General features: G+C 70.0%; 15 protein-coding genes. 13 read left to right on the top strand and 2 right to left on the bottom strand.

Features of this window, described 5'->3' with window-relative positions:
- The first annotated feature begins 2 nt into the window (after positions 1-2).
- The 3 genes from Q5696_RS16790 (at position 3) to helR (ending at position 5,165) form a co-directional block, all read left to right on the top strand.
- On the top strand, positions 3-815 hold the full coding sequence (locus Q5696_RS16790; protein WP_305092401.1) for a mycofactocin-coupled SDR family oxidoreductase: 813 nt from the start codon (positions 3-5) through the stop codon (positions 813-815).
- A gap of 13 nt (positions 816-828) precedes the next feature.
- The gene (locus Q5696_RS16785) at positions 829-2,790 is read left to right on the top strand and encodes a mycofactocin system FadH/OYE family oxidoreductase 2 (RefSeq protein ID WP_305092400.1); all 1,962 of its coding nucleotides are present in this window, start codon (positions 829-831) and stop codon (positions 2,788-2,790) included.
- A gap of 179 nt (positions 2,791-2,969) precedes the next feature.
- Complete coding sequence (gene helR / locus Q5696_RS16780) at positions 2,970-5,165, top strand: RNA polymerase recycling motor ATPase HelR (protein WP_305092399.1); 2,196 nt, start codon at positions 2,970-2,972, stop codon at positions 5,163-5,165.
- Here helR and Q5696_RS16775 read toward each other — a convergent pair.
- On the bottom strand, positions 5,143-5,979 hold the full coding sequence (locus Q5696_RS16775; RefSeq protein WP_305092398.1) for a tyrosine-protein phosphatase: 837 nt from the start codon (positions 5,977-5,979) through the stop codon (positions 5,143-5,145). The genes helR and Q5696_RS16775 overlap by 23 nt on opposite strands.
- A gap of 131 nt (positions 5,980-6,110) precedes the next feature.
- Between Q5696_RS16775 and mftE the strand changes: the two genes are divergently transcribed.
- The 10 genes from mftE to Q5696_RS16725 all read left to right on the top strand — a co-directional run bounded on the left by mftE (position 6,111) and on the right by Q5696_RS16725 (position 18,759).
- Entirely contained in the window at positions 6,111-6,791 is a 681-nt protein-coding gene (gene mftE / locus Q5696_RS16770) for a mycofactocin biosynthesis peptidyl-dipeptidase MftE (protein WP_305092397.1), read from the top strand.
- Positions 6,791-8,188 carry a mycofactocin biosynthesis glycosyltransferase MftF gene (gene mftF / locus Q5696_RS16765; protein ID WP_305092396.1) on the top strand — a complete coding sequence of 466 codons (1,398 nt, stop codon included), beginning with the start codon at positions 6,791-6,793 and terminating at the stop codon, positions 8,186-8,188. The genes mftE and mftF overlap by 1 nt, the downstream gene beginning before the upstream one ends.
- A gap of 1 nt (position 8,189) precedes the next feature.
- Positions 8,190-9,671 carry a mycofactocin dehydrogenase MftG gene (mftG, locus tag Q5696_RS16760; protein WP_305092395.1) on the top strand — a complete coding sequence of 494 codons (1,482 nt, stop codon included), beginning with the start codon at positions 8,190-8,192 and terminating at the stop codon, positions 9,669-9,671.
- 63 nt (positions 9,672-9,734) lie between these two features.
- Entirely contained in the window at positions 9,735-11,057 is a 1,323-nt protein-coding gene (locus tag Q5696_RS16755; RefSeq protein WP_305092393.1) for a GAF domain-containing protein, read from the top strand.
- Between the two features lie 60 nt (positions 11,058-11,117).
- Positions 11,118-11,675 (top strand): hypothetical protein, encoded by a 558-nt coding sequence (locus Q5696_RS16750; protein ID WP_305092391.1) that lies wholly within the window; start codon positions 11,118-11,120, stop codon positions 11,673-11,675.
- A gap of 126 nt (positions 11,676-11,801) precedes the next feature.
- Positions 11,802-13,442 (top strand): AMP-binding protein, encoded by a 1,641-nt coding sequence (locus tag Q5696_RS16745; protein WP_305092390.1) that lies wholly within the window; start codon positions 11,802-11,804, stop codon positions 13,440-13,442.
- Positions 13,443-13,457: 15 nt separating this feature from the next.
- On the top strand, positions 13,458-15,116 hold the full coding sequence (locus Q5696_RS16740) for a sigma-54-dependent Fis family transcriptional regulator (RefSeq protein WP_305092389.1): 1,659 nt from the start codon (positions 13,458-13,460) through the stop codon (positions 15,114-15,116).
- Positions 15,117-15,317: 201 nt separating this feature from the next.
- On the top strand, positions 15,318-15,968 hold the full coding sequence (locus Q5696_RS16735; RefSeq protein ID WP_305092388.1) for a zinc ribbon domain-containing protein: 651 nt from the start codon (positions 15,318-15,320) through the stop codon (positions 15,966-15,968).
- Positions 15,969-16,109: 141 nt separating this feature from the next.
- Positions 16,110-17,609 (top strand): aldehyde dehydrogenase family protein, encoded by a 1,500-nt coding sequence (locus tag Q5696_RS16730; protein WP_305092387.1) that lies wholly within the window; start codon positions 16,110-16,112, stop codon positions 17,607-17,609.
- 37 nt (positions 17,610-17,646) lie between these two features.
- Entirely contained in the window at positions 17,647-18,759 is a 1,113-nt protein-coding gene (locus Q5696_RS16725; RefSeq protein WP_305092386.1) for an NDMA-dependent alcohol dehydrogenase, read from the top strand.
- A gap of 135 nt (positions 18,760-18,894) precedes the next feature.
- On the opposite strand, the gene Q5696_RS16720 is transcribed toward Q5696_RS16725, so the two are convergent.
- Positions 18,895-19,506, bottom strand: coding sequence for an SACE_7040 family transcriptional regulator (locus Q5696_RS16720; RefSeq protein WP_305092385.1), 612 nt, complete (start codon positions 19,504-19,506; stop codon positions 18,895-18,897).
- Between the last annotated feature and the right edge of the window lie 76 nt (positions 19,507-19,582).

Here is a 19,582-nt window from a genome sequence, read left to right as displayed (position 1 = left end):
CGGTGGGACAGTTCGACGGCAAGGTTGCGTTCATCACGGGCGCGGCCCGAGGCCAGGGGCGGACGCACGCGGTCCGGCTGGCACGCGAGGGCGCAACGATCATCGCGGTCGACGTGTGCAAGGGCGTCGCGGCCGACAATACGTACGATGCCGCGACCGCGGACGATCTGGCCGAGACGGTCCGTCTGGTGGAGGCCGAGGGCGCCAAGATCTACGCGCGTGAGGCCGACGTCCGCGACAGCGCAGCACTGAAGGCCGTCGTCGATGCCGGGGTGGAGCAGTTCGGCCGGCTCGACGTCGTGATCGCGAATGCCGGTGTGTGCAACTGGAACCGCTTCTGGGAGATGTCCGACGAGCAGTGGGAGACGCTGATCGACATCAACCTGACCGGCGCGTTCAAGACGCTCAAGGCGGCAGTGCCGGCGATGATCGAGGCCGGTAACGGCGGGTCGATCATTCTCGTCAGCTCGGTCGCGGGCATCAAGGCGCTGCCGGGCCAGGCGCACTACGCGGCGTCCAAGTTCGGCCTGGTCGGTTTGACGCAGGCGGCGGCGAAGGAACTGGGCGAGTACCGGATTCGGGTCAACTCGATCCATCCGTACGGCGTGAACACGCACATGGGCACCGATCCGGGTGCCGGAGCGATGCTGCAGAAGTTCCCGCACTACGGCCCGAGTTTCGCGCCGATCCTCATGGAGAAGCCGATCGCCGATCCCGACGACATCACCGACGCCGTGCTGTGGCTGGCCGGGGACGGCGCCAAGACGGTGACCGCGAGCCAGGTGGCGCTGGACCAGGGCAACACGAAGGTCTGACACAGTCCGCTGTATGCAGTATCCCCGGTTGTTCTCCCCGCTCCGCCTCGGTGCGCACACGCTGCGCAACCGGGTGGTGTTCACCGCGCACCTGACCAACAGTGCGCGGGAGGGCCTGCCCACCGCGCAGCACGCCGCGTACTACGCGGCGCGGGCCGCGGGCGGGGTGGGGATGATCGTCACCGAGGAGCACTGCGTCCACCCGTCGGACTGGCCGTACGAGAAGGTGATCCACGGGTATCGGCCGGACGTGCTCACCGGCTACCGGGCGATCACCGACGCCGTGCACGGCCACGGTGCGGTGATCGTCGCGCAGCTCAACCACAACGGCGGCCAGGGGTCGGGCATGTATTCGCGGCGGCCGCTGCTCGCCCCCAGTCCGGTCCCGGACCCGCTGTTCCGGGAGGTGCCGAAACAGCTGGTACACACCGAGATCCGCGAACTGGTGGCCGCGTATGCGGCGGTCGCCCGCCGGTGCCGCGACGGCGGATTCGACGGCGTCGAACTGCAGTGCTCGCAGTCGTCGCTGATCCGCGGTTTCCTGGCGTCCGGTACCAACCGGCGCACCGACGACTACGGTGGCCCGCTCGCGAATCGGGCCCGGTTCCTGCTCGAGGTGATCGCGGCCGTCCGTGCCGCGATCGGACCGGAGGCGATCGTGGGGGTGCGGCTCACCGGTGACGAACGGCTGCCCGGTGGCATCGTGCCGGACGAGGCGGTCGCGACCGCCCGGCTCGTCGAGTCGACCGGCGCGGTGGACTACGTCAACACCACGATGGGAATGGCGACCGCGACCCTGCACCTGGTGGAACCGTCGATGGCGACCCCGCGCGGGTACGCGCTGCACATCGCGGAGGCGATCCGGGATGCGATCGACCTGCCGGTGATCGGGGTGGGCCGGATCAAGGAACCCGCGGAGGCGGAGCAGGCTCTCGTGGACGGCCGGTGTGATCTGGTGGGGGTGGTGCGCGGCCAGATCGCCGACCCGGAGTTCGTGGCGAAGGCGCGACGCGGCGTCGGCGACGAGATCCGCACGTGTCTGTCGTGCAATCAGGAGTGCGTCGGACGCATGGGCCTGGGCCGCTGGCTCGGTTGTGTCGAGAATCCGCGTGCCGGAAGGGAATCCGTTCCGCTGCCGGCGCCGTCGGTGCGGGGCCGGCGGGTGGTCGTGGTGGGGGGTGGGCCGGCGGGTCTGTCGGCGGCGTCGACCGCGGCCGAACGCGGGCACCGGGTGACACTGTACGAGCGGGCCGACCGGGTGGGCGGCCAGAACCGGGTCGCGGCGTCGGCGGCGGGACGCAGCGAGCTGGGGGAGCTGACCCGCAACCTCGAACGGGCCTGTGTGCGTGCGGGGGTCCGAATCGTGACCGGTAGTGAGGTAACAGTGGGGGCTGTCCTTGTAGACGCCCCGGACGTCGTCGTGGTGGCGACGGGGGCGCGCCCGGTGCGGCCGTGGTGGGCCGGGGACGTACCGGCGGTCGTGCACGCCCGGGAGGTGCTGGACGGGCAGGCGTTCCCGACCGGCCGGGTGCTGGTGGTCGACGAGCTCGGTTTCCAGCAGGGGCCGTCGACGGCGGAGACCCTGGCGGCACGCGGCGCTGCGGTGACGATCGCGACGCCCGCGATGATCGTCGGACAGGATCTGGGGATCACCCTCGACACCGAGGGCTGGCAGCAGCGGGCCCACCGGGCCGGGATCGAGCAGTGGACGGACGTGACGGTGGCGTGTCCGGTCGAGAACGTCGAGGCGGGTCTGCGGGTGACGCTCGCGAACCACCTCACCGGCACCGAGCGGACGGACATCTTCGACGCCGTGGTGTGCGCGACGCATCAGGAACCCGACGACGATCTCTGGAAAGCGCTGTCCGGCAACGAGACCGTCGCATTCGAGGTGCACCGGATCGGTGACGCGGTGACGCCGCGGCGCTCGCACGCGGCCGTGCTCGAGGGGCATCGCGTGGCGGTGAGCCTGTAGCCGGGAACCGGAGGACACGGGAGGACAGGGAGGACACGGTCGGGAACCGTTCCCTTTCCCCTTTCACTCTATAGCGCACCCGGGGCCTTGCGGCAAGGCCCCGGTGGTGCTGCACACTCTCTCCTCCGGGGTCGCCACCTGGGGCGATGCGATCGCGGGGACGAGAGAGTGGGGAACGGATGACACGACACGACGGTGAGCTGGACACGGAACGGGACCGTGTCGAGGACCTGTACCGGCGACTGGACGCCGAGCGGGCCCGGGTGGCCGGCCGGTACCGGGCGGCGCTGCGCAGCGACGGCGGGACGCTGGTGGATCGGGACGTCGAGGTGCACACGCTGGCGCGGGAGGCGAGGCGGCTCGACGTGGCCGAGGCCGGCCTGTGCTTCGGGCGGTTGGACACCGAATCGGGGGAGCGGCGGTACATCGGGCGGATCGGAATCTTCGACGACGCGAACGAGTACGAGCCGCTGCTGCTCGACTGGCGGGCGCCGGCGGCGCGGCCGTTCTACACGGCGACCGCCGCGCACCCGGAAGGGATGCGACGGCGACGCCAGTTCCACAGCCGGGGAAGGACACTCGTCTCCTACTCCGACGAGACGTTGGGTCGGCCCGATATCGAGAGCGGTGGGGACGCGGCACTTCTCGCGGCGGTCTCCGCGCCACGTGGGGAGGGCATGCGCGACATCGTCGCCACCGTCCAGGCCGAGCAGGACGAGATCATCCGGCTCGAGCATCCGGGGGTGACGGTCGTCGAGGGCGGTCCGGGTACCGGCAAGACGGTGGTGGCGCTGCACCGGGTGGCCTATCTGCTGTACACGCAGCGGGAACGCTTGCAGCGCAGTGGTGTCCTGGTGGTGGGGCCGAACCGGTCGTTCCTGCACCACATCGGCCGGGTGCTGCCGTCGCTCGGGGAATCCGATGTCGTGTTCGCGACCCCGGGCACGCTGCTGCCCGGGCTGTCGGCGACGGCGACGGACGCCGCGGAGGTGGCCCGGCTCAAGGGGGCGTTGTCGATGGCCGACGCGCTGGCGGTGGCCGTCGCGGACCGGCAGCGGTTACCGGACGGTCCGGTTCCGGTGACGCTGTCGAACGTCGAGGTGCGGTTCGATGCCGAGATCGCGGGATGGGCGCGGGACGAGGCGCGGGCGAGCGGGCTGCCGCACAATCGGGCGCGTGCCGTGTTCGTGGACGTCGTGACGTGGGCGCTCACGGAGCGGGCGATCGGACGGATCGGGAAGGGCTGGCTGAGCCGGACGGACCGGGCGGCGTGGGAACGGCTGCGCGATGACCTGCGGGGCGAACTCGCCGACGACGCCGCCTTCACCGCGCTGCTCGACGAGTTGTGGCCGACCTTGACGCCGGAAACGGTGCTCGCGCAACTGTATACATCGCCGTCGCGGCTGCGGGCGGCGGGCGCGGACCCGCGGTTGCGTCGATCGGACGGTGCGGCCTGGACGGTGTCGGACGTGCCGTTGCTCGACGAGCTCGCGGAACTGCTCGGTGGGGACACCTCGGTCGACGTCGAGGCGGCACGGGAACACGCACGGCGCACGGCGCATGCGGCGGCAGTGCTCGACGGTCTCGTCGCGCGGGCCGATCACATGGAAGACGACGATCTGCGACTGTTCGCCACCGATGTGCTCGACGCGGAGGGACTGGCGGAGCGGTTCGCCGACCGCGACACCCGGGAGCTGGCCGAACGTGCCGCGGTGGACCGGGACTGGACGTACGGGCACGTCGTGGTGGACGAGGCGCAGGAATTGTCGGAGATGGACTGGCGGGTGCTGATGCGGCGCTGCCCGAGCCGGTCGTTCACGGTGGTGGGGGATCTGGCGCAGCGCCGTTCGGCGGCGGGAGCCTCCGCGTGGGCGGACGTGTTCGACCGATACGTGCCGGGGCGGTGGGTGTACCGGTCGCTGACGGTGAACTATCGGACACCGGCGGAGATCATGGCTGTCGCGGCGGCGGTGCTCGCCGAGTTCGCGCCGGAGCTTCCGGCGCCGGAGTCGGTGCGGGCATGTGGCGTCGCACCGTGGTCCCGCCGGGTCTCCGAGAGCGAACTGCGTGCTGCTGTCGAGGAGTTCGTGGCCGACGAGGCGGGCCGCGAGGGTACGTGCATCGTGATCGGGCCGCCGGACGTGCCGGGCGCGGTGCCGGCGTCGGAGACGAAGGGGCTCGAGTTCGACGCGGTCCTCGTCGTCGATCCGGACCGGATCCTCGCCGACGGCCCGCGCGGCGCCGCGGACCTGTACGTGGCGCTCACCCGGGCCACACAGCGGCTCGGCATCCTGCATCGCGGACCGTTGCCGCCGGTGCTGGACGGGGCGGCGGCGAGGGCTGTCCCGGGGTCTACCGGAATGCGCGCCGGGTGAGCAGCGTGTCCCGGAGCCTCGCCGGTGTAGCAGGGTCGAGGCCGAGGACGGTCGCCGCGAATTCGTCCCAGCCGCCGTACCGATCGTGGACGGCCTCGAGCACCGGGCGGATCTTGCCGGGGCTCTGCTCGGTCAGCGGGCGGACGAGTTCGACGTCGACGCCTTTCCCGGAGAGGAACGCATAGGTCTTGTCGTTGCGTTCCCGGTTGTACTCGTTGGAGAGAACGAAGTCGTCGACGATCGTCTCGTCGGGGACGCCGAGCAGCCCGAGCAGAAGTGCAGCCATCATGCCGGTACGGTCCTTGCCCGCGGTGCAGTGGAAGACGAGCGCATCGTCGGAGTTCGCGATGAGCCGCAACGTTTCCGCATAGCCCGCCATGGTCTCGGGCTTGCCGAGCTGGTCGACGAAGCTCTCGTACCCGATGCGCTGTGCTCGTCCGTTGCCGAGCATCTTCTCCATCGCGGTTCCGTTTCCCGTCGCCATCGCCGATTGGATGGCTTCCGACAGGAGCTGGGTGCTCTCGTCGAGCAGCGGGATGTCGACCCGCGCGACCCCGGCGGGGAGCATGTCCGGGCCTGCCTTCGCGATTTCGTCGGCGCCGCGGAAGTCGACGACCGTGCCCACGCCGGCACCTTCCAGCGCACGGACGTCGTCCGCCGTGAGTGCGCTGAGACTGCCGGCCCGGAACACCCGGCCCCATACGGTCGACCGCCCGTCGGTGGTGGCGTATCCCCCGAGGTCTCGGACGTTGTGGGCTCCCTGCAGCGTGAACTGCCGGGTCGGAGCGGATTCGGCGGTGGGTCCAGGTTTCACGGGCAGCCTTTCCGGTCGTTTCGGACGAACGTAGGTGCAGCTCCGATTGTGACGGGGGACACTCTCGTCCAGTGGGATCGTGCTGCGGTGCGAGAGATCGTCTCCGGTGCGCCGGGACCTACGATCGACCGATGTCTCTCGCCCGCATTCCCTGGCCCGACGTCGCGCGTGACGAGTTGACGGTCGCGGTGCCGGTGGGCTCGTTCGAGCAGCACGGCCCGCACCTGCCGCTCGACACGGACACCCGGATCGCGTCGGCCGTCGTGCAGGCGCTGGGCGAGGTGGAGGTGGCGCCGCCGATCGAATACGGAGCGAGCGGTGAGCACGAGGGTTTCGCGGGCACGATCTCGATCGGCAGCGCCGCGCTCGAACTGCTGCTGGTCGAGTACGGGCGGTCGGTGTGCCGGTGGGCGCGGCGCGTGGTGTTCGTCAACGGGCACGGCGGCAACGGTCCGTCCCTCGCGAAGGCCGTCGACCTGCTGCGTTACGAGGGCCGGGACGTGACGTGGTGGCCGTGCGCCGTGCCCGGTGCGGACGCGCACGCCGGCCGTACCGAGACGTCACTGCTGCTGCACCTGCACCCGGACGCCGTCGTGCCGGACCGGGCCGAGGTCGGGAACACCGAACCGATCGCCGACCTGATGCCGCGATTGCGGGCCGGGGGGATGATCGCGGCCACCACCAACGGGATTCTCGGCGACCCCACCGGCGCGTCCGCCGAGGAGGGGCAGCGTCTGTTCGACGGCCTCGTCACCCGGGCGAGGGCGGCGGTCGAGCGGTGGCACCCGGGGCCGGGTGGGAGACTGGTCTGATGTCCGACGCTCGATTGCCCGACGGATTCGGAGTCCGTATCGACCCCACCACCCGTACCCGTTCCGGCGGCCGGGTCCTCATCGGCGGATCCCCGCTGCGCATGCTCACCCTCGCTCCTGCCGCCGCCGACATGATCGGCGACGGGCATCTCGAGGTCGTCGACCGCAGCACCGCCGCCGTCGCCCGGAGGCTCCTGGACTCCGGGATCGCGCACCCCCGCCCGATGAGTTCCCCGGCTCCGTCCGACGTCACCGTCGTGGTCCCGGTCCGTGACAACGTCGACGGTCTCGCCCGGCTGCTGCCGGCGCTGCGCGGGCTCACCGTGATCGTCGTCGACGACGGCTCCGTCGTCCCGCTCGAGGTAGCGGAGCCGCCGGACGGCACCACCGGTGTCACCGTCGTCCGGCACGAGACGTCCCGCGGTCCCGCCGCGGCCCGCAACACGGGACTGCTGTCGGCGACGACACCTCTCGTGGCGTTCCTGGACTCGGACGTGGTGCCGTGCAAGGGCTGGCTGGAGCTGCTGCTCGGGCACTTCAGCGATCCGGCGGTCGCGCTCGTAGCCCCCCGCATCGTGGCACTCCGTCCGGGCGGGTCGGTGCTGGCCCGCTACGAGCACACCCGGTCGTCCCTGGACCTGGGCCGCAAGGAGTCCGCGGTCCGCGCCGGCAGCCCCGTGTCGTACGTGCCGAGCGCCGCGATGGTGGTGCGCCGCGACGTCCTCACCGATCTCGGCGGATTCGACGAGACGATGCACGTCGCCGAGGACGTCGACCTGTGCTGGCGGCTGCAGGACGCGGGCCGGCGGCTGCGCTACGAGCCGGTCGCGCACGTCGCGCACGACCACCGGGTCTCGCTGCGGACCTGGTTCGCCCGCAAGGTGTTCTACGGCACCGGGGCGGCACCCCTCGCGGACCGGCACGCCGGCCTCGCCGCACCGGTCGCGATGTCGAAGTGGACGTTGGCGTCCGTGCTGGCCGCCGCGAGCGGCACCCGGCTCGGCGGTCTCGCCGCGGTCGTGACGTTCCTGGTCACGACGGCCCGGCTGCGCCGCACGTTCACCCGGCTCGACGAGCCCACCCGCATCGCCGCGATCCTCGCTGCCCGCGGCTTCGGGCACGGGGCGCGGCAGCTCGCGTCCGCGTTGTGCCGGTCGTACTGGCCGATCACGCTCGTCGCGATGCTGTTCTCGCGCCGCGTCCGATATCTGACGGCCGTTGCCGCGGTCGTCGAGGGTGTCGTCGACTGGGCGGAGCATCGGGACGTCGGCGGCCTCGACCCGGTGCGGCACACCGTCTTCAAGCGCCTCGACGACCTCGCCTACGGTGCGGGCCTGTGGCTCGGCGCGATCCGGTCCCGCGACCTGCGCGCCCTGGTGCCGCGCATCGGGAACTGACGTGCCGGCGGGGGTTCCCGAGTTCGCGGACGTCGTCGTCGTGGGCGGCGGTTCGTGCGGCAGTGTGCTCGCGGCCCGGCTGAGCGAGGACCCGCACCGGAGCGTCGTACTCGTCGAATCCGGTCCCGGACACCGTCTTCCCGCCGAACTGCCCCAGGAGCTGCGGGACGCGGGAGTGCTGCCGGTCGGGCCGGACAGTCGTTGGGTGTGGCCGTACGCGGTGGAGCTGGCCCACGGTCGCCCCGGCTGGATCGCGCGCGGGCGGATCCTCGGCGGCTCGGGTGCCGTCAACGGCGGCTACTTCGTGCGGGCCGCCGTCGACGACTTCGACACCTGGCCGGCGTCGTGGTCGTACGAGCAGGTGCTCCCGTACTACCGGGCGATCGAGACGGACTCCGACTTCGCGGGACCGTGGCACGGGAGCACGGGCCCGATTCCGGTTCGCCGGGAACCGCGATCGGACTGGCATCCGATCTCCGCGGCATTCGTCGACGCGGCCCGTGCCGCCGGACATGCCGAGGACCCGGACAAGAACGCGCCCGGTGCGCACGGTGTCGGCCCGGTGCCGCTCAACATTCGTGACGGGGTCCGGGTCGGCCCGGCCACCGCATACCTGTTGCCGCATCTGGGTCGCCCCAACCTGACCGTCCGGGCCGACACGACGGTCACCCGCATCGTCTTCGAGGGAAACCGGGTGACCGGTATCGAGGTGGTGAACGGGGAACGGGCGCACACTATCCGGGCGTCGACGGTGGTCGTGACGGCCGGAGCGATCGCGACACCGCACCTGCTGATGCTGTCCGGGATCGGGGACGCCGGCCACCTGTCGGAACTGGGCATCCCGGTGGTCGCCGACCTGCCGCTGGTGGGGGCGCAGTTCACCGACCACCCCGAGGTGGTGCTGTCGTACCGCTACCGGCGCCCCGTGGACCGCACCGCCCGCACCCGACGCACGCCGGCGCTGCAGGTGACGCTCGACGACGACGGCATCGAAATGCGCCCGTACACGGCGGCATTCGGCGATCTGATCCCCGGATCGGGTATCGGGAAACCGTGCCTCGGTGTGGTGCTGACGCGGCCGCGCAGCCGCGGCGAGATCCGCCTGGTGTCCGCCGACCCGCGGGACGCACCGCGAGTGTCGTACCGCTATCTCGAAGCGTCCGAGGATCGGGTCATGATGCGGGAGGCAGTGTCCCACGCCGCGGACCTGCTGCACGCGCGTCCCCTGAACGGGTTGATCGACCCGGAACCGATCACTCTGTCGAACGATTGGTTGCGGGCCCGGCTGGGCACCTCGCTGCACCTGTCGGGAAGCTGCCGGATCGGTGTGGGCGCCGACGATTCCGTCGTCGACGAGCGATGCCGCGTCCACGGAATCGACGGCTTGTTCGTGGTGGACACGTCGATTTTTCCGGCCGTTCCGAGTCGTGGTCCGCACGCGACTGCGATCATGGTGGCCGAACGTGCCGGATGCTTCCTGTGAAGGCGCTACAGTGAGCGCGAGTTTGCGGGAATAGTCGGTTTTTGGTGCGGGACGGAGGCGCCGATGACACATCGTGAACCCGAGCCGCGCAACCCGTGGATTGCGGTGCGGCCGGGGGACGACGTCGTCGTGCTCGCCGAACGTACGTCCACTGCTCATCAGCGATTCGTCGAGGCTCCCGAGACGGAGGCCGAACCGGAGACCGGTGCCGACACCGTCCGTGACGTCGTCCTCGATTCGTGGCTGCGCAGCCGCGGCAACGGCGTCAGTCCCGACCTCGTCGACGACGAGGTGGTGCTCGGCGGGCTCGATCTCGAGCGCTACCGGGCGGCGCACCCGCTCGCCGCGATCCGGCCGGTGGTGCGCAAGCTTCTGATCGAGGACATCGTCGGCACCGGACTGCTCGTCGCGATGAGTGACGCGAACGGTCGTCTGCTGTGGGTCGAGGGCGATTCCGCCGTGAAGGACCGGGCGCTGGACATCAACTTCGTCGAGGGCGCCGACTGGAGCGAGGAGCGGGTGGGCACCAATGCACCCGGCACCGCGCTCGCGCTCGACCACAGTGTGCAGCTCTTCGCCGCCGAACATTTCAACCGGGCGATGCACTCCTGGAGTTGTTCGGCCGCACCGGTGCACGACCCGGCCACCGGCCGGGTCATCGGGGCGATCGACATCACCGGGGGGCCGCGGGTCGCGGTCCCCGAAGCCCTGGCGCTGGTGCGGGCGACCGCTGCGGCCGCGGAGGCGGAACTGCGGCTGATGGCACTGGCCGAGCCCCGACGCCCCGACACCGTGGCACCGCGGCTCGAGGTGCTCGGGGTGCGGCGACCGGCACTGGTGATCGACGGTGAGCGGGGGGAGATCTCCCGCCGGCACGCGGAGATCCTGCTGCTGCTCACCGAGTATCCGGAGGGGCTGGGGGCCGACCACCTGGCGGTGCTGCTCGACGAATACGACCTCGACCCGGTGACGGTCCGCGCCGAGATGTCGCGGCTGCGCAAGAGATTCGGAGCGGAGCGGCTCGGCTCGCGGCCCTACCGGCTGCTCGCGCCCCTGGACACCGATGTCGCGGAGATCCGGGCCTGCCTCGATCGGGGGGACACGGCCACGGCCCTGCGTCTCTACGGCGGCCCGGTGCTGCCGACGTCGGATGCGCCCGGTGTCGTGGAGATCCGGGAGGACCTGGCGTCGCTGGTGCGGGCGACCGTGCTCCGCGGCAGCGACCCCGCACTGCTCTCGGGGTGGGCCCGATCGGTGCACGGGCGGGACGACATCGCGGCGTGGGCGGCCTACCTGTCGACGCTCGACCGGCAGTCGACGCTGCATGCGCAGGTGGAGGCGCACGTGCGATTGCTGGATCGGCGCCTCGGGCCCGGTGCGTACTGACACACACCGGTGAGCTGTAGGTTTTCGGGGAATCCGTTTCGCGTACACGAGGAGAACCCGATGGCTTTCGCAGGCAACGTCGACGAACTGGCACTGTTGCAGACGATCCGGCTCAAGGGGCAGGTGACCGCCGACGTGCTCGCCGCCCATCTGGGGGTCGCGGTCGCGTCGGCGGAGGCGGCCCGCGACGCGCTGCTCGGCCAGGGGAAGGCGGAGACGGTGGCCGACGGCGGGTTCGCGCTCACCGACGCCGGTGTCGCCGAACTCGGGTTCCAGCTCGACGCCGAGCGGGTCTCCGTCGACGAGGATTCGATCGCCGAGATCCGGGACCGTTTCCTCGAACTCGACGGTCCGCTCCGGGAACTTGTCGCAGTGGTCGACACGGACGCCCCGGACGTCGATGCACTGGCCGCGCTCGACGGCAAGGCCCAGGACGTGTTCGACGACGTGTCCGCGTTCGTGCCGCGCCTGTCGCGGTACCAGGATCTGTTCGCGGAGGCACTGGTGAAGGTGCGGTCCGGGGATCGCACCTGGATCGCGGCCCCGGACGTCGATTCGTACCTGACGGTGTGGGGCGAGATGGCCCGTGAACTCGAGGGCATGGTGTCCGAAGTCTGAACAGTTGTCGCGGCCTCCGGGCGTCGAGTATGTCCTACATCACACTCGAGCTAGTACGTTGGGGACTACCGGCCCGGCCGGCAGTCCCGCGTGGGCGCCGGGTTCGGCGTCCGGAGAGGAACCGCGATGACCACCAACGCAGTGCCGAGCTACGCGTCCGGGATCAGCGACACCCCGCTGCCCGGGGACACGATCGGCGACAATTTCGATCGCACGGTCGCCGCGCACGGTGATCGTGATGCTCTGGTCGAGCACGCTTCGGGCCGGCGCTGGTCGTACACGGCCCTGGCCGCCGAGGTGGACGCGGTGGCCGCGGGTCTGCTCGGTCTCGGTATCGGCAAGGGCGACCGGGTGGGGATCTGGGCACCCAACTGTGCCGAGTGGGTGTTCGTGCAGTACGCGACCGCGAAGATCGGCGCGATCCTGGTCAACATCAACCCGGCCTACCGGGTCCACGAGTTGAAGTACGTCCTCGACCAGGCGGGGATCCGACTGCTGGTCGCGGCCCCGTCGTTCCGGACGTCCGACTATGCGGCGATGATCGAGCAGGTGCGCCCCGACTGCGCGGCGCTCGAGCACGTGCTGCTGCTCGGCACCCCCGGCTGGGACCGGTTGGCCGCCGCCGGACGCGACACGCTCGCCGCGGATCCGAGCGCGGTGACGCGGGCGCAGCGGCAGTTGTCGATGGACGACCCCATCAACATCCAGTACACGTCGGGGACGACAGGCTTCCCGAAGGGGGCCACGCTCAGCCACCACAACATCCTGGGCAACGGGTTCTTCGTGGGGGAGCTGTGCGGGTACACCGAAGCCGACCGGGTGTGCATCCCGGTGCCGTTCTACCACTGCTTCGGGATGGTGATGGGCAACCTCGCGTGCACGAGCCACGGTGCGGCGATGGTGATTCCGGCTCCGGCGTTCGACCCGAAAGCCACGCTCGCGGCGGTGCAGGCCGAACAGTGCACGTCGCTGTACGGGGTGCCGACGATGTTCATCGCCGAACTCGCCGACCCCGCCTTCGATTCGTACGACCTGTCGAGTCTGCGGACCGGCATCATGGCCGGCTCGCCGTGCCCGGTGGAGGTGATGAAGCAGGTCATCGAACGGATGGGGATGAGCGAGGTGTCGATCTGCTACGGCATGACCGAGACGTCACCGGTGTCGCTGCAGACCCGCCGCGACGACAGCATCGATCAGCGGGTGTCGACGGTCGGACGCGTCGGCCCGCATCTCGAGGTCAAGATCGTGGACCCGGCGACGGGGCTGACGGTGCCGCGCGGTGAGCCGGGGGAACTGTGCACCCGCGGGTACTCCGTGATGCTGGGGTACTGGGAGGATCCGGAGAAGACCGGTGAGGCGATCGACTCGGCGCGGTGGATGCACACCGGGGACGTCGGGGTGATGGACGCCGACGGGTACGTCGCGATCACCGGCCGCATCAAGGACATGGTGATCCGCGGCGGGGAGAACATCTACCCGCGGGAGATCGAGGAGTTCCTCTACACGCATCCCGACATTCTCGACGCGCAGGTGATCGGGGTGCCCGACGACACGTTCGGGGAGGAGCTGATGGCGTGGATCCGGCTGCGTGAGGGCGCCGAGCCGCTCGACGCGGCGCAGTTGCGGGAGTTCTGCACGGGCCGGCTCGCGCACTACAAGATTCCCCGGTACGTGCATCTGGTCGACGAGTTCCCGATGACGGTCACCGGCAAGATCCGCAAGATCGAGATGCGGGAGCAGTCGATCGCCCTGCTCGCGCAGGCCTGACCGGAAGGAGCAGCGGTGCGGGAGGGTCTCCGACCGGAAATCGAAATGTCGTGGCGGCGTTCGAAGCTCAGCGGCATCGATCCGGCCCGTGTTCCCGAGCCGACGCTGCTGGACCCGTCGGATTCGGCCGGGCGGTTGCTGCGGTCCGCCCGGCCGGTGCTCGACGAACTGCGCGTGCAACTGGCCGGTACCGGCTGCGGCATCCTGCTCGTGGACCGGGACTGCCGGGTGGTGTCGCGGGTGTTCGACTCCGACGGGATGCGGCTCGCGATGGAGGATGTCGGCGTCCTGCCCGGTGTCGCCCTGAGCGAGGAGACGTACGGGACCAACGCACTGGGAACTCCGCTCGAGGTGCGGCAGGGTGTGGTCGTGCACGGGCACGAACACTTTCTCGAACCGTTCCGCCGGTTCAGCTGTTACGGCCAGCCGATCGTGCACCCGGTGACTCGGCGCATCGAGGGCATCCTCGACATCACCGCCACCGATAAGACCGCGAACCCGCTGTTCGTCCCGTTCCTGGCGCGGGCCGTGCGCGACATCGAGGCCCGGCTGCTCGAGGGCGCGCGGGAATCCGACCGGCGGGTCGTCGACGCGTTCCAGCTCGCGGCCCGGCAGCGCGGGATCGCGGTCGCTGCGATGGGCCAGGACATCCTGCTCACCAACAAGGCTGCCGTCGAACTGCTCGAACCCGGCGATCACGTCGCGTTGCGGGCACTCGCCGCCGAGGTGCCTGCGGGGGAGACGCGGACGCTCGAGTTCACGCTGTCCACGGGCGGGCACACCGGGCTGCGCATCGACCGGGTCGCGGGCGCGGAGAGTGGCGCGCTGTTCCTGCTCGACGTCGACGAGACGCGGGCGCCGGTGCGGCGTACCGCGTCGCCGCAGGACGCCACGACACGGCTGCGTTCCCGGCTGCGGGAACTGCGGACGTCCGTCTCCTCACTCGCGATCGTCGGCGAATCCGGTAGCGGGCGTAGCTGGGCGGCAAGGGAATTCGCCGGTATCGACATTCCGGTACTCGACGCCTCCCGCATCGTCGTGGAGGGGGAGCAGGCGTGGTGTACCCGTCTGCTCGGTATGCCCGTCGGGCAGTGGGTACTGATCGAACACGTCCACCTGGCCCCGGAACCGGTACTGGCGCTGCTGTCGTCGCTCGTCGTCGGTGGCGGTGGGGGCGACGGTGACGTGGTCGGTCCCCGCCCGGTGCTGACGTCCGATCCACCGGTCACCGTCCGGCGTCCGGTGCGGGACCTGCTGGCCCGCTGCGGGGCCCAGGTCTCGGTGCCTGCGCTGCGGCAGCGGATCCGGGAGCTGCCGGCGCTGGTGACGGCACTCGTCCACGATCTCGGCCGGGACGGAGTGCGGATGGGGCCGAGTGCGTTGACGGCACTGTCCGAGCATGCGTGGCCGGGCAACCTCACCGAGCTGCGGGCGGTGCTCGCGGGCCTGCCCGAGCGTCCGCCCGCCGGGGCGATCCGGGCGGTGGACCTGCCCGAGGAGTATCGCGGGTCCGGGCGGGTCGCCCGGCTCGGGGGCTTGGAGCGGGCCGAACGCGATGCGATCGTCGAGGCGCTCGAGGAGAGCGGCGGCAACAAGGTGCACGCCGCCGCACGCCTCGGGATCAGCCGCACGACGCTCTACAGCAGGATCCGGGCGCTCGACATCACCGTGTGATCGCGCCCCACGCCTGTCGATCCCCCGGCCGGTGGATCCGGGACCCCGGTGTGAGGTGCGGCACGTTGTCGGTAAGTTGATTCCGCATACGCGCCAATTCCGACATTTCAGGGCAGTCGGTCGGATTGGGATCAGATGTGGAGACGGGGGTCCGCGTGGGACCTCCCGGTCGACCTCGGCAACGAAGGAAGCGGAACAGACATGACCGGGCCGGTGGCGTTCACCAGTTACTACTCCGACGAGTCCAACGACGACGGGTTCCAATGGAAGTTCAGGTGCGGGCGGTGCCGCACCGAGTACCGGTCGTCGTTCAAGCAGAACATGTTCTCGCGTGGACGTGGGGTGCTGCGGGTCCTGCGCAACCTGTTCGGCGACCAGGTCGGTGCCCTGAACAAGGCGTCCTCCGCAGCCGAGAGCTATTCGAACTCCTGGGGTTCGTCGGCATCGAGCACCAAGGACAAGGCGTTCGCGGCCGCTGTAGAGGAAGTGCAGCAGGAGTTCCGCCTCTGTGGGGGATGCGGATCATGGGTGTGCGGCCGCATCTGCTGGAACGAGCCGGTCGGCCAGTGCACGCACTGTTCGCCTCTCGCCGCCCACCAGATCGCGCGGGCGCAGGCCACTGCCCGCGACGAGCAGATCCGTCGGGCCGCCCGTGAGCAGGATTGGACTGCGCAACTGGATGTCGGGGCACCGGCGCGCGTGTCGTGCGGTACGTGTGGTGCGCATTCCGACGGCGGCACGTTCTGCAGCACGTGTGGGAGTGCCTACAACCTGCGGTCCGACTGCGCCGGTTGCGGCCGGCAGGTGCAGGTGGGTGCGGCATTCTGCAGCGGGTGCGGTCGGGCGCAGTGACGATCCGGCGATCGGCACGTCCGTGGGGGCGGGTGCCCCGTGGGCCCCGCTGTCCAAAGTTTGAACAGTTCCCTCTCGATCTCCCGTTGCATCATTTGTGTGTTCCACATCACATAGAATGGTTCTTCAGGAGGTACGGGCATGACTATCGCCGCAGAGCACTCCGTGTCACCGCGAGTGCGTGAATTCCTCACCGGGACAAAGCAGTTGTACATCGACGGTGCGTTCGTCGATGCCCTGTCGGGCCGCACGTTCGTCACCGAGGATCCCGCGACCGGCGAGCGTCTCGCCGACGTCGCGCACGGTGAGGCCGCCGACGTCGACCGCGCGGTCCGCGCTGCGCGCCGTGCGTTCGACGAGGGGCCGTGGGCGTCGATGAAACCCAACGAGCGCGAGCGGATGCTGTGGCGCGTGGGCGATCTGCTCACCGAGCGGGCCGCCGATTTCGGTCAGCTCGAGGCCCTCGACAACGGCAAGTCCGCCGCGATCGCGTCCGCCGTCGACACCGCGTGGGCGGCCGACGTGTTCCGCTACTACGCGGGCTGGGCCACCAAGATCGAGGGCAGCACCGTCAACGTGTCGATGCCGTTCTCGCCGGGCGGCGAGTTCCACGCCTACACGCTGCGCGAACCGATCGGGGTGTGCGGACTGATCGTGCCGTGGAACTTCCCGCTGCTGATGGCGTCGTGGAAACTCGCACCGGCACTCGCGGCCGGCAACACGGTGATCCTCAAGCCGGCCGAGCAGACTCCGCTGACCGCGCTCATGCTCGCCGAGGTGTTCGAGGAGGCCGGATTCCCGCCCGGTGTCGTCAACGTCGTCACCGGCTACGGCGACGCCGGTGCTGCACTGTCCGGACACGACGACGTCGACAAGATCGCGTTCACCGGCTCCACCGAGGTGGGCAAGAAGATCGTCGACGCCGCGAAGGGCAACCTGAAGAAGGTCACCCTCGAACTCGGCGGCAAGAGCCCCAACATCGTGTTCGCGGACGCCGATTTCGATGTGGCCGTACAGGGATCCCTCAATGCGTGGTTGTTCAACCACGGCCAGTGCTGCGTCGCCGGCACCCGACTGTACGTCGAGGACCGCATCTTCGACCGCTTCACCGACGCCGTCGCCGAGGCCGCGAGCAACGTCAAGATCGGCCCCGGGCTCGACCCCACCACCGAACTCGGCCCGCTGGTGTCGCAGGAACAGTTCGACCGCGTCACCGGCTACCTGCGCGACGGCCTCGCCGACGGCGCCCGCGCCCTCACCGGGGGCAACCGCTGGGGCGAGACCGGCTACTTCGTCGAACCGACCGTCCTGGTCGACGTGCAACCGGAGTTCAGCGTCGTTCGCGAGGAGATCTTCGGACCCGTCGTCGCGGCCATGCCGTTCGACGCCGACGAGGGCATCGTCACCGCCGCCAACGACTCGATCTACGGACTCGCGGCCGGTATCTGGACCCGCGACATCTCCAAGGCGCACCGCACCGCCCGGCGGCTGAAGGCCGGATCGGTGTGGATCAACCAGTACAACGGCTTCGACACCGCGATGCCGTTCGGCGGCTACAAGCAGTCCGGATGGGGCCGCGAGCTCGGTGCGTCCGCGATCGACCTCTACACCCAGACCAAGTCTGTCAACGTCGCCCTCTGAGACGTTTCCCTTCCGTCCCGCCCCCGAAGGAGGCGTCATGAAGACCAAGGCTGCTGTTCTGCTCGAGGCCGGAAAACCGTTCGAGATCATGGAACTCGACCTCGACGGCCCCGGCCCCGGTGAGGTGCTCATCAAGTACACCGCCGCCGGCCTGTGCCACTCCGATCTGCATCTCACGGACGGGGACCTGCCGCCGCGGTATCCGATCGTCGGTGGGCACGAGGGCTCCGGCATCATCGAGGAGGTCGGCCCCGGCGTCACCAAGGTCAAACCCGGTGACCACGTCGTGTGCAGCTTCATCCCCAACTGTGGAACCTGCCGGTACTGCGCCACCGGCCGGCAGAACCTGTGCGACATGGGCGCCACCATCCTCGAAGGGTCCATGCCCGACGGGTCGTTCCGATTCCATTCCGGTGGAAAAGATTTCGGTGGCATGTGCATGCTCGGTACGTTCGCCGAGCGGGCAACGATCTCGCAGCACTCCGTCGTCAAGGTCGACGACTGGCTGCCGCTCGAGACGGCCGTGCTGGTCGGCTGCGGGGTTCCGTCCGGGTGGGGGACCGCGGTGTACTCCGGCGGTGTCCGCGCCGGCGACATCGTCGTGATCTACGGCATCGGCGGCCTCGGTATCAACGCGGTGCAGGGTGCGGTACAGGCCGGTGCCCGCTACGTCGTGGTCGTCGACCCGCTCGAGTTCAAACGGGAGACGGCACTGAAGTTCGGTGCGACCCATGCCTTCGCGTCCGCAGCCGAGGCGGCGGCGAAGGTCAACGAACTCAGCTGGGGTCAGGGCGCCGACCAGGCGCTCATCCTGGTGGGCACGGTCGACGAGGAGGTCGTGCAGGCCGCCACCGCGGTGATCGGCAAGGGTGGCACCGTCGTCATCACCGGTCTCGCCGACCCCGCCAAGCTGACCGTCCACGTGTCCGGCGCGGATCTGACTCTCAACGAGAAGACCATCAAGGGAACGCTGTTCGGATCCGCCAACCCGCAGTACGACATCGTCCGTCTGCTGCGCATGTACGACCAGGGCATCTTGAAACTCGACGAACTCGTCACCACCCGGTACCGCCTCGAGGACGTCAACCAGGGCTACCAGGACCTGCGGGACGGCAAGAACATTCGTGGAGTGATCGTGCACGCACCGTAACCAGACTCTCCGGCGCACACGGCCCGGGCCCCTGACCGTTCCCCCTGTCGGCAGGAACACCCGCTCCGTGTGATCACGGATCCCCCGTCCGCATCCCCCTTCGGCGGACGGGGGATCCGTCGTGTGCGCGGGACGTCAACTCGCGCGCGGCGGCAGTGCCGCGAGCACCATCTGCCGCAGCACCGTGCGGGTGGCGTCGGCCCCGGCACGGGAGTCGGCGCTGTGCGGCGTCGAGTTCAGCAGCCCGAACGCGCCGTGTGCGGCGATCCGGGCGCGGGTCTCGTCGAGAGTGGGGTCGATACGACGCAGCACGCCCACCCAGATCTCGACGTAGCGGCGCTGTTTCTGGCGGACGCTCCGGCGGGCGTCGTCGGGCAGCGAGTGCAGGTCGCGGTCCTGGACGCGGATCAGGTCCGGTTCGCCGAGTGCGAAGTCGAGGTGGAAGTCGACGAGTTCGGTGAGTGCGGTGGCCGGGTCGGTCGTGCGTTCGACGACGTCCCGGCCGCCGGCGAGGAGGCGGTCGCTGATGTCGGTGAGCAGTTCCACCAGCAGGGCGTCCTTGTTGGGGAAGTGCCGGTACACCGCGGGGCCGCTGATGCCCACCGCCGCACCGAGATCCTCGAGCCGGACACCGGGGAAGCCTCGTTCGGCGACGAGCCGCGCGGCTGCGTGCAGTAGCTGCCGGCGGCGGTCGGCCTTGGCTCGGCTCCGGGCGCTGGTCGAGTCGGCAGCCTGCATGTCCGTCATGCGACACACCCTTCGAGAAATGTGATCTGGACAACTCAGTTAATCACAGATAACCTGTTTTCAGTTAGTCGAGATT

Origin of the sequence: Prescottella sp. R16 (genome assembly GCF_030656875.1) — a bacterium.
Taxonomy (GTDB): Bacteria; Actinomycetota; Actinomycetes; order Mycobacteriales; family Mycobacteriaceae; genus Prescottella.
The sequence above is the reverse complement of the archived record's forward strand: the minus strand, read 5'-3'. Positions and strand labels throughout refer to the sequence as shown.

Excerpts from the sequence above, each read along its gene's own strand:
- Q5696_RS16785 (WP_305092400.1), top strand. The coding sequence starts at position 829 with ATGCAGTATCCCCGGTTGTTCTCCCCGCTCCGCCTCGGTGCGCACACG.
- helR (WP_305092399.1), top strand. The coding sequence starts at position 2,970 with ATGACACGACACGACGGTGAGCTGGACACGGAACGGGACCGTGTCGAG.
- mftE (WP_305092397.1), top strand. The coding sequence starts at position 6,111 with ATGTCTCTCGCCCGCATTCCCTGGCCCGACGTCGCGCGTGACGAGTTG.
- mftF (WP_305092396.1), top strand. The coding sequence starts at position 6,791 with ATGTCCGACGCTCGATTGCCCGACGGATTCGGAGTCCGTATCGACCCC.
- Q5696_RS16755 (WP_305092393.1), top strand. The coding sequence starts at position 9,735 with ATGACACATCGTGAACCCGAGCCGCGCAACCCGTGGATTGCGGTGCGG.
- Q5696_RS16750 (WP_305092391.1), top strand. The coding sequence starts at position 11,118 with ATGGCTTTCGCAGGCAACGTCGACGAACTGGCACTGTTGCAGACGATC.
- Q5696_RS16745 (WP_305092390.1), top strand. The coding sequence starts at position 11,802 with ATGACCACCAACGCAGTGCCGAGCTACGCGTCCGGGATCAGCGACACC.
- Q5696_RS16735 (WP_305092388.1), top strand. The coding sequence starts at position 15,318 with ATGACCGGGCCGGTGGCGTTCACCAGTTACTACTCCGACGAGTCCAAC.
- Q5696_RS16730 (WP_305092387.1), top strand. The coding sequence starts at position 16,110 with ATGACTATCGCCGCAGAGCACTCCGTGTCACCGCGAGTGCGTGAATTC.
- Q5696_RS16725 (WP_305092386.1), top strand. The coding sequence starts at position 17,647 with ATGAAGACCAAGGCTGCTGTTCTGCTCGAGGCCGGAAAACCGTTCGAG.
- Q5696_RS16720 (WP_305092385.1), bottom strand. The coding sequence starts at position 19,506 with ATGACGGACATGCAGGCTGCCGACTCGACCAGCGCCCGGAGCCGAGCC.